General features: G+C 67.2%; 10 protein-coding genes. 3 read left to right on the plus strand and 7 right to left on the minus strand.

All coding sequences use genetic code 11. The features are described 5' to 3' along the window. Nucleotides 1-19: 19 nt before the first annotated feature. Both E0H75_RS42695 and E0H75_RS43455 read right to left on the minus strand, forming a co-directional pair. Nucleotides 20-457 (minus strand): ribonuclease H family protein, encoded by a 438-nt coding sequence (locus tag E0H75_RS42695; protein WP_131519460.1) that lies wholly within the window; start codon nucleotides 455-457, stop codon nucleotides 20-22. An 84-nt stretch (nucleotides 458-541) separates the two neighbouring features. Next, nucleotides 542-679, minus strand: coding sequence for a hypothetical protein (locus E0H75_RS43455; RefSeq protein ID WP_165554487.1), 138 nt, complete (start codon nucleotides 677-679; stop codon nucleotides 542-544). Between the two features lie 24 nt (nucleotides 680-703). On the opposite strand from E0H75_RS43455, the gene E0H75_RS42700 reads away from it, so the two are divergent. Then, nucleotides 704-1,492, plus strand: coding sequence for a maleylpyruvate isomerase family mycothiol-dependent enzyme (locus E0H75_RS42700; protein ID WP_131519461.1), 789 nt, complete (start codon nucleotides 704-706; stop codon nucleotides 1,490-1,492). A gap of 401 nt (nucleotides 1,493-1,893) precedes the next feature. Here E0H75_RS42700 and hrpB read toward each other — a convergent pair whose 3' ends face one another. Genes hrpB through E0H75_RS42710 form a run of 3 tightly spaced genes read right to left on the minus strand, consistent with a single transcriptional unit; the run spans nucleotide 1,894 to nucleotide 5,895 of the window. Continuing rightward, nucleotides 1,894-4,419: an ATP-dependent helicase HrpB gene (gene hrpB, locus E0H75_RS42705; RefSeq protein ID WP_131519462.1), complete on the minus strand. Its 2,526-nt coding sequence runs from the start codon at nucleotides 4,417-4,419 to the stop codon at nucleotides 1,894-1,896. Between the two features lie 52 nt (nucleotides 4,420-4,471). Beyond that, on the minus strand, nucleotides 4,472-4,948 hold the full coding sequence (locus tag E0H75_RS43860; protein ID WP_202873462.1) for a M1 family aminopeptidase: 477 nt from the start codon (nucleotides 4,946-4,948) through the stop codon (nucleotides 4,472-4,474). After that, complete coding sequence (locus E0H75_RS42710; protein ID WP_202873463.1) at nucleotides 4,867-5,895, minus strand: gluzincin family metallopeptidase; 1,029 nt, start codon at nucleotides 5,893-5,895, stop codon at nucleotides 4,867-4,869. Before E0H75_RS42710 ends, E0H75_RS43860 begins: the two co-directional genes overlap by 82 nt. 233 nt (nucleotides 5,896-6,128) lie before the next feature. Here E0H75_RS42710 and E0H75_RS42715 point away from each other — a divergent pair, with 233 nt between their 5' ends. Further along, nucleotides 6,129-7,049 carry a GNAT family N-acetyltransferase gene (locus tag E0H75_RS42715; protein WP_131519463.1) on the plus strand — a complete coding sequence of 307 codons (921 nt, stop codon included), beginning with the start codon at nucleotides 6,129-6,131 and terminating at the stop codon, nucleotides 7,047-7,049. Between the two features lie 126 nt (nucleotides 7,050-7,175). After that, nucleotides 7,176-7,895 carry a DinB family protein gene (locus E0H75_RS42720; protein ID WP_131519464.1) on the plus strand — a complete coding sequence of 240 codons (720 nt, stop codon included), beginning with the start codon at nucleotides 7,176-7,178 and terminating at the stop codon, nucleotides 7,893-7,895. Nucleotides 7,896-8,191: 296 nt separating this feature from the next. Here E0H75_RS42720 and E0H75_RS42725 read toward each other — a convergent pair whose 3' ends face one another. Beyond that, nucleotides 8,192-8,800 (minus strand): LysR family substrate-binding domain-containing protein, encoded by a 609-nt coding sequence (locus E0H75_RS42725; protein ID WP_202873464.1) that lies wholly within the window; start codon nucleotides 8,798-8,800, stop codon nucleotides 8,192-8,194. A gap of 462 nt (nucleotides 8,801-9,262) precedes the next feature. Then, nucleotides 9,263-9,595, minus strand: a 333-nt coding sequence (locus E0H75_RS42730; RefSeq protein WP_272948993.1) for a methyltransferase, incomplete at its 5' end; no start/stop codon positions are given.

Genomic DNA, 9,595 nt, shown 5'->3' on the forward strand with positions numbered 1-9,595 from the left:
TCGGTTGGCAGACCAGAGATCAGTGGCGGGGATCGCAGGCGGCGACGGCCAATTGGTCCACGAACTCGTTCATCCGGTTGCCGGAGTGGCCCTTCACCCAGTGAAAGGCGACATTGCCGCGCTCGGTCACCAGCGCCACGAGCGGCTCCCACAGGTCTCTGTTGGCGACCGCCTTCTTTGCCGAAGTGAGCCAGCCGCGCTCGAGCCACCCTTCGTACCACCGGTCGCGGAAGCAGTTGACGACGTACGTCGAGTCGGACACGACCAGCAGCGGACCGTCGTTCGCCCGGACGGCTTCGAGCGCAGCGCGGATCTCCATCCGCTGGTTCGTCGAGACAGCCTCGTGACCGGAGGCGTACTCGGTCGTCGACGCCGCCCAGGCCCAGCCTCCGGGTCCAGGGTTGCCCGAGCAGGCCCCGTCGGTGAACACCGACCGCGCATCGACGGGGACAGTCATGTCAGGCGGTCTGGGGCGGCGAGCACGAATGGAAGGCATCAGCCCGAAACAGTACTCCCCCACAGAGCCCAGCCGACCAAGGCATCAATCTACTCCCGGTTCCACAAACACCGATCGCCAGACGACTCCCCCGCGCACCTGCTGGAACTCGACCTGGTCGGCGATTGTCGGCAGGCGGCCGACCAGGGCGGTGATATCAAAGACCTGACCAACCAGTTCCACCGATCACGCCTCTGGAGGCACAACTTGAGCACTGCCGACATCGTCATCGCCGCGCTCCGCAGCGGCTACGAACGGCTCGCGGATCTGGTGCTGAACTTTGACGAAGTAGCGCTGGCCGGCCCGTCGGCGGCGACCGACTGGGACATTGCGCAGGTACTGAGTCACCTCGGCAGCGGCGCAGAGATCATGACCAACACGGTGCAGCTCACTCTCGACGGCAAGCCCGCCGCCGACGGCGACTTCAACCAGAACGTATGGACCCGCTGGAACTCGTCGTCACGCCAAGAGCAAGCCGCAGGCTTCCTCGTCTGGAACGAAAAGCTCACTACCCTGTTCGAGTCGCTGAACGACGACCAACGCGATAGCCTCCGGATCGAGCTGGGATACCTCCCCGCCCCAGCCGACGTGGCGACCGTCGCCCGCATGCGCCTGAGCGAGCTTACCTATCACTCCTGGGACGTCCGCAGCCCGTCCGACCCGAGCGCGACGCTCGACGCCGACGCCGTACCGCAGATGCTCCAAACCATCGGCGACCTCAGCTGGATCACCAGGCCGGCCAACCTCAACGGCCTTCAGGCCGTGCTGACAGTCGCCACAACCGAGCCGGCGACAAAGTTCTCGCTCCGCCTCGACGACCCGGTCAGCATCGACTCAACTCCCACGGACGACGCCGACGGATCGCTGACCCTCCCCGCAGAGTCCTGGCTACGACTCATCGCAGGCCGCCTCGCCCCGAACCACACCCCAGCCACGCTCAGCCTCACCGGCCCGATCACCGTCCCCACCCTCCGCAGGGTCTTCCCGGGCTACTGACCTACCCACCCTGCGCCCGCGAGGCAGCTCCGTTCGAGGTGACCTGGGCCTGCAGTCAGGGTCGCCGTTCTGGCCACGATCACAGGTCAGCGCTTCACCGGGAGGTCTCATCTTGTTCGAGGACCGAGCGTCTCGCAGATACTCCGAGCACACCCGGCGCTTCGGGCGCGTCAAGCGGTACGGAATGCCACTCGGACGGACCGGAGCCGAGCAGTTCAGCGAATTACAGAGACGGCACACTATCCCGATCGCCGAGTTCGAGGCGTGTGGTTAAGGTGCGTGTTCCTCCTCGGACACCAGAGTTGTTCAGACGGCTCCGCGAGTACACCAGCTCTCGGAGCCATTGTTTTCGCTGCTCCAGTCCCGCGGAGCGGCCTCGCACGAGGTGGCTGCGGCTCGGTTCACCGGCGAGGTTTTGGTCGCTTGGTAGGGGCGGCGGTGAGTGGATCTTCCGGCCATGGATGCCGGGGGTAACGGGCTCGCAGGTCGGCTCGGACCTGGGGATAGCCCTGCTTCCAGAAAGAGGCGAGGTCGCTCGTGATCGCGACCGGGCGCCGTGCGGGCGACAGTAGGTGCAGAACGACTGGGACACGACCGTCCGCGACGGCTGGAGTGACAGTCCAGCCGAATACTTCCTGCAGCTTCACGGCGAGGACCGGCGGCTCCACACCGTCGTACGTGAGTCGCACTTGTGAGCCTGATGGGACCTCGAGCCGTTCCGGTGCGAGTTCGCCGAACCGGGTGGCTGCGGGCCATGGCAGCAGTCGCCGGAGCGCCGAAGCCACGTCGATGCGGGCGAGATCGCGCGCGCCTCGCACCGAGGCGAGCTCGGTACCCAGCCATTCGTCGAGACCGGCAAGCAAAGCTTTGTCGTCGACCGCGGGCCACGGCGCTCCGAGGTGGGCGTGGCAGAACGCGAGCCGCTGCCGCAAGGCCAGAGCGGCCTCCGGCCAACGCAGTACGGACAGACCGCTGCGCCGGATGCCGTCGCGGACGGCCGCTTGGACGAGCAGTGGATCGGGCTTTGCCAGCGGGACGTCGTTGAGCACGATCGCGCCGAGTGCCTCGACGCGCCGCGTCACGATCCGGCCGTCGTCCCAGCGGATCTGGTCGGTGGTCGAGACGAGCTCAGCTGCGATGTCACGCGCAGTCTGCTCGTCGATCGGCGCCGCGGAACGGATCCTGGCGTCGGCGCGACCGGGTGCCCGGTCGGCAACCGCGATCGCCAGCCAGGTCGTGGTCCGCAACGGCGACTGCGGATCCAGCGTGGCACCCGTACCACCAGACATCTGGTACGTCGCCGAGCCGACTCCCCGGACCCGCGCGATCCGATCCGGATACGCCAGCCCCACCACAACCCCCACCGCGAGGTCGTCCGCTACGACATGCGTCCCCCAACCTGTTGGTCGACCCAATGGGTCGCCAGTCGTCGCGTCCCGGCCGAGGCGCTTTGTTTCCTCTCGCCAGCGGGCCGTCGCCCCGCGATCGTCGCCGCGGCGGAGTGCTCGCAGGCGAGCCGGTAGATCATCGCCGAAGTCGCGGCCGGAGTCGTCCGAGAGCATCGCGACGATCTCGCGGGCCCGGGCGGTGCCGATGAGCGGCGCCCCGTCCATCAGCGCACGAGCCAAGCGGGGATGCGCCCCGATCGCCGCCATCCGCCGTCCCCGTTCGGTGATCCGGCCGCTGGCGTCAACGGCATCGAGGCGGCGCAGCAGTTCGGTGGCCGCGGTCATCGCCACGGCCGGCGGCGGCTCCAGCAAGGTCAGACCGTCGCCGGCTGGAGCACCCCATGCCGCGAGGTCGAGGGCGAAAGCCGCCAGATCGGCGGTCGCGATCTCCGGCGCCGGATGATCGTCGAGATGCCTGTGGTCGATGGCAGACCAGCACCGATAGACCCGGCCAGGTGCCTCCCGCCCGGCGCGACCCGCTCGCTGATCGGCCGACGATCTCGAAACCCGGCAGGTGACCAACGCACCGAGGCCACGGGACTGATCGGTCCGCGGCTCCCGGGCAAGACCCGAGTCGACCACAACCCTGACCCCGGGCACAGTCAGCGAACTCTCCGCGACCGAGGTCGTCACCACGATCCGACGAGTGGCGGCCGACGCCAACGCGCGGTCCTGTTCAGCCCTTGACTGGCGACCGAACAACGGCAGGACATTCTGACCGGCCAATCGCCGAGTCACACCGTTGACCTCGGCCTCCCCCGGGACGAACACGAGGATGTCGCCGTCGTTCTCGGTCCAGGCACGCTGGACGACAGTCGCGACGTGGTCCAGCAGGCGCGGGTCGACCCGCCCACCAGGAAGCAGCGGTACGGGGACCGGTGGTGGGGCCCACTCGATGGCCAGGTCGAACAGTGCAGCGGACGCGGTGATGACGGGCGCCGGAACGTCAGTGCCCAGTGCGCGACTCAGTCTGACCGTGTCCGGCGTGGCCGAGGTCGCAACGATCGCCAGGTCCTCCCGAAGGTTCGCCCGGATGTCGACGCAGAACGCCAGCAGCAGATCGGCATCAAGGTGCCGCTCGTGGCACTCGTCGATGACGACCGCTGCGACACCCGGCAGCTCCGGGTTCTGCTGCAGACGCCGTACGAGGAGCCCTGTCGTCACCACCTCGACACGTAGGCCTCGTCCGCCGCTGCGTTCACCGCGCATCGCGTAGCCGATCCGTTGCCCGAGCGGTTCGCCGACCAGCGTCGCCAGCCGGGCCGCAGCCGCGCGGGTTGCCAACCTTCGCGGCTCCGCCACGATGATCGTCCCCCCGAGGGCGTCGCTCAACGCAAGCGGCAGCAGCGAGGTCTTTCCTGATCCGGGCGGCGCGACCAACACCGCAGTACCGCGCGAACGCACCGCTTGGACCGTCGCAGGCAAAACCGCCCGGACCGGCAGATCAGCCCCTGGCACCGACGACTCAGGCAGCAACACGCCCCGACGCTACCTGACCAACACCGCAGGCCAAGCCGTGGCGTCCGGATGGTCAGAGGTTCGGTTTGCCTGGCTGGTAGAGCCAGGTGTGGAAGAACGCGCCGAGGTCGCGGTGGGTCAGGTGCTCGACGAATCGGATGAAGGTTCGCGTCGAGACAGTGCCGTGCCGGTACGTCTTCGGCCACTGGTTGAGCAGTTGGAAGAAGGCGCGGTCGCCGATCTTCAAGCGGAGCGCCTGCAACGTCATCGCCCCGCGGGTGTAGACCAGGTCGTCGAAGATGTGATCCCGTCCGGGGTCGGCGACCTTGCCACTCCAGTCCTTCTCGCCGGCGTACGCCTGCGCGAAGCTCTGTTCCACCGGGATGCCGTTGAACTGTTCCTGGTAGAACCACTCCGAGTAGGTGGCGAAGCCTTCGTTCAGCCAGATGTCCGACCAGTGCACCGGAGTCAGACTGTCTCCGAACCACTGGTGGCCGAGTTCGTGGGCGAGCAGGTCACCGTCGACGCGGCTGGTGCGCTGGTCGTACACCGGTCGGCTCTGCGTCTCCAGGGCGTAGTCGACGCCGACGTCGGCGAGAATGCCGCCGGTCGAGTCGAACGGGTAGCGCCGTACAACGACGACTCCCAGTGGACGATCTGCGCCGTGGTCTGGTTGAACACCTTGCCCTGGCCGGCTTTCGTGTCGATCGACTGGCCGATGGCGGTGATGTTCGGCCGGCCGTCGGCAGTCACACTGCGGGTGACGTTGTACTTCCCGATCGCCATCATGGCCAGCTCGCTGGCCATCGGCTGGTTCATCCGCCAACGAAAGGTGGTCCGGCCGTCGTGCTTGGTGGTCGGTCCGGGTTCGCCGTTGGCCAGGACGGTGAGTCCGGTCGGCACGGTGATGGTCTGGGTGTACGTCGCCTTGTCGTCGGTGGTGTCGTTCACCGGGAAGTAGGTAGCCGCGCCGATGGGCTGATTGAGTGCGACCGCGCCGTCCTTGGTGGCGACCCAGCCGGAAACGCCCAGCGCGGGGTCATCGACCTTCTGCGGGACGCCTGCGTAGCTCACCGACACGACAAACGTGCTCCCCCGCGTCAGGCCGTGCCGCGGAGTGATCACCAGCTCCTGCGCACCGCTACGGCCGAAAGACGCGTCGTGCCCGTTGACAGAGAGCTTGCTGATCTCCAGCGGTCCCTGGAAATCCAGGTTGAACCGGGAGAGATTCTGGGTGGCTCTGGCACGGACCGTCGTGGTCGCGTTGATCGCCTTGGTCCTGGGGTCGAACGCCAGCCTGATGTCGTAGTGGCTGACGTCGTAGCCGCCGTTGCCCATGTCGGGGAAGTACGGATCCCCGGCCCCTGGTGCACCCGGGGAGAACACCGACACACGTCCGGGCGCCGCATTCGCCGGCAGGTTCGTTGCGGCCACCAGGCCGAGGGCCAATGCGCAGATGATCAACAGGTAACCGCGGCGACGGTCGAAACGTCCCACAATTCCTCCTTCGCGGTCCTCAACGACTGGCACGATCAGATGACTCATCGGGCATGAAGTACGACCATCACAGGATGAATCCGGCCCAACCGTAAAGTCCACTGCTCGACAAGTCAGCAGACGCATCGCACGTCTTATTGCATTCCGTCGGGAAATCGCTCGGTAGCTACCAGTTGTTGTGCATCCGCCCGTGCGTCGACAACCTCCCGGCCGAGCCGGGCTACTCTGCGGCGGTGATCATTCGACCTCTCGCCAGCCACGCTGAGCTGGATCTCTTCAACACCTTGCCGTATGCGTACAACGAGGAACTCGCAGACGACCTCGCGGCCGGCCGCCGCCGGCTGGAGTGGCTGTGGGTGGCGCTGCGCGGCGACGTGGTCGTGGCCCGGGTCGCCTGGTGGGCCCGCGCGGACGGCGAGCCGCCGCTCCTGCTGGACGTGTTTGACCTGGACGACGTCTCACCGGACCGCGTCGACATCGGCGAGCGACTGTTACGTGAGGCGAGCGCGGCGGTAGTTCCGGACGGCCCGGTCGAGTACGGGCGAATGCTGTCCGCACAGTGGCGTGATGACCCCGCTGAGCGCCGGGCCGTAGAGGACCGGGTCGCCGCCGCCGAACGCACCGGCGCCCGGCTGTTTGTCGAGCGGCTACGGCTGGAGTGGCAGCCGCCCGCCTGCATGCCGACGCCCAGCGGCCGGCTGACCTTCAGACCGGTCGCCGACCGCGCCGAGCTCGTCGGCCTCATGACCGACGTCCTCGACGGCACACTCGATGCGCACAGCCAGACCGAACTGCAGACGATGGATCCAGCCGAGTCCGCCGCCCACCAGTACGACAGCGAGTTCCTCAGCTACTCGAGCCCACGCGAGTGGTGGCGAGTCGCGACGCTACCTGACGGTGAGCCGGTCGGTTTCGTGATCCCGGCCCGTAACAACTACCACCCGATCATCGCGTATCTCGCCGTACTGCCACGCCACCGCGGACACGGATACATCGACGAGATCCTCGGCGAAGGCACCAGAATCCTCGCCGACAACGGAGCAGCCAGGATCCGAGCCGCCACCGACCTCGGCAACGTACCGATGGCCAACGCGTTCCACCGCGCCGGATACGTCACCTTCGCCCGAGCGATCGACCTCACCTGGGACCGCTAATGCAATCCCGGCGCGACACGGGCTCTCTGCGACTGGGCTCTCTGAATCGCCACCAGCCTGCGTAGACGGGACTCCACGCCCGCCGGAGAGGCTGGCTTGTCGGTGCTTGGACCTAGTCTGCGGAGCATGACACGGTATATAGACGAGGACCTGCAGGGTGCGGAGTTCCGCGAGTGTGATCTGACCGGGGCACGCCTGATCGGCGTCGTCATGCAGGACGCCGTGATCGACGGGCTCATCACCAACCTCGTGGTGAACGGTGTCGAGGTCACGGAGTACGTCGAGGCAGAGCTCGACAGGCGTCATCCGGTGCGGGTGCTGATCCGCTCCGAGGACCCTGCCGATCTGCGCGAGGCATCGCGTCAGGTCCATGCCGGCTGGGCTGCCACGGTCGAGCGAATCCGCCGTACGCCCGGCATCGAGCAGCGCAGCGTGAACGACGAGTGGTCGGCGGTGCAGACGATGCGCCACCTGGTCTTCGTCCACGACTCGTGGTTCCGCCGCTGCTGCCTGGGCTCGACGGAGCTGTTCACGCCGATGGGCATCGGAACGACCGTCGAGCCCTACCGTGGAGCGCACGGGCTTGACCTCTCGCTCGATCCAGCCCTCGACGAGATCGTGAGCGTGCGTGACGCACAGGCCGCCGAGCTCGAGGCCTGGCTCGACCAGGTCACCGCGGCGCAGCTCGCAGCGCGAGCGCCGGTGCCCGACGACGATGTCTGGCCGCCGTACGCCCGGGGCCGCTCGGTGCGCCAGTGCCTCGGCACGGTGCTCAACGAGACCTTCGAGCACCACGGCTTCTGCGTCCGCGACCTCGACCTGATCGAGGCGCAGGACGCTGAGTAGGGCGGCCGTCGGGAGCGCGGCGAGCTGGTGGATGTGCGCCGCCCGGAGGTCGGCGTTCCTGTCAGACCTCCAGGTGGGCCAAAATCCTGCCTCCAAAGCCAGCCATCCCCACAGAAACAGGCAGGCCCGCTTATATCAAACCGAACTTGGTGAGATCACTTCAGTGGACACGTCAAGCCAAGACCGACTGGACCACCACCTACATTTCCGACGGGGCAGCGAATGCCGAACGTGATCGCGAGAAGTGGTGTCCGAGCAACTGAGATTGCAGCCCATTTCGGCAGTCCACAGCGGCTTTAGACTGGACCGCCTGAATAAGCCTCATAGTTCCCACATTCTGCCGTGATCTCGGCCGTCGCCTGCGCCGCGGTGAAGAAGTCGTCGGCCAGCGGCGAGTGCGTGATGCCGCCACCGCAAGGCACACCTGGCCGGGCGCGAGTTCCGGGATGGGTACGTAACTGATGTCGGACGCGAGTAGAACACTGTCTCCGAACGCCCCACGAACTAGATGCCCCGCCGGCCGCGACGTGCTCGAGCTTCTCCTCCACCCCGCGCACCCGGAGCCCGGAGTCGGGGTGCGGGCGCCTGGTGGGCTGCGTGCTCGCGTCGGCATGCCAGACCAGCGGCTCGCCGCCCAGGTCGGCCTCACTGACCTCCTCCTTGCCGGCCCACCGGTGGCCTGCGGGCAGCACCACCATGAGCGGCTCGGTGTACAGCGGCGTCACGTGCAGGCCGGCCTCGTCGATCGGCAGCCGTACATAGCCGACGTCGACGCGGCCGTCGAGCAGCATCGGTGCCTGGTCGTCCCATTCCATCCGCTGCACGTCCACGACCACGTCCGGATGCCGGGTCTCGAACGCCCGCGTCGCCGGGATGACTGGGATGCCGGCCCGGAATCCGACCACCAGCCGCCGGCTGCCGGGCCCGCGCGCCGAAGGCGCGCCCTTGAACTTGCGAGAGCCGAACTTGGCATGGTGGGTCGGGTGGAGGCTCGTCGCTCGTCGAGCATCGCCGTGGGATCAAACGTGGTGCGAATCGCGTCAACGAGAGTCGGCTACCAGGGCCAGAATGCCTTAGAGCTGAGACTTCTGACGCCTGGAGAGGCTGCTTGGCAGGGCATCATTACCCCTTTTGATCAGCCGTTATGGGTTCAACCGGTCCGCCACGGGCAACCGTGATGAGTGAGGGCCCGGAGCACGCGATCGCGGGAGCCAGCGGACGCGCATTCTGGGCCAACCTGATCACGGTTGTCGTCGAGAACCGCGAGCGCCTCCGGGGTCTGAACGAGGTTCTTGGGACCGAACAGGGTCGCGATCCACGCGTTCACCTGCGAGGTCAGGTGGACGTAGCTTGTCCGGCCGATGTCGTCACGGTTTGCGGGCGATGACCGCGCCGTTTGCGCCCGGCGCCTCGAAGGACAGGGTTTGGACGTCTACGAAGCCGGTGGCGTGCAGCCAGTGCTCGTACTCGGCCGCGGTGTAGTTGCGACCACCAGCCGTCTCGACCAACATGTTCAGGCTCATCAAGGCGGCGGCGGGTGGGCCGGTCTTCTCGTCGTTGACCAGCAACTCGCTGATCACGATCCGGCCGCCGGACGGCAAGGCCGCGAAACACTTGCGCAGGATCGCCAGGTCCTGCTCCGGCGTCCAGTCGTGCATGATCATGGACAGCAGTACGACGTCATGGCCCGCCGGGAGCTC

The organism is Kribbella capetownensis (assembly GCF_004331485.1).
Classification (GTDB): domain Bacteria; phylum Actinomycetota; class Actinomycetes; order Propionibacteriales; family Kribbellaceae; genus Kribbella; species Kribbella capetownensis.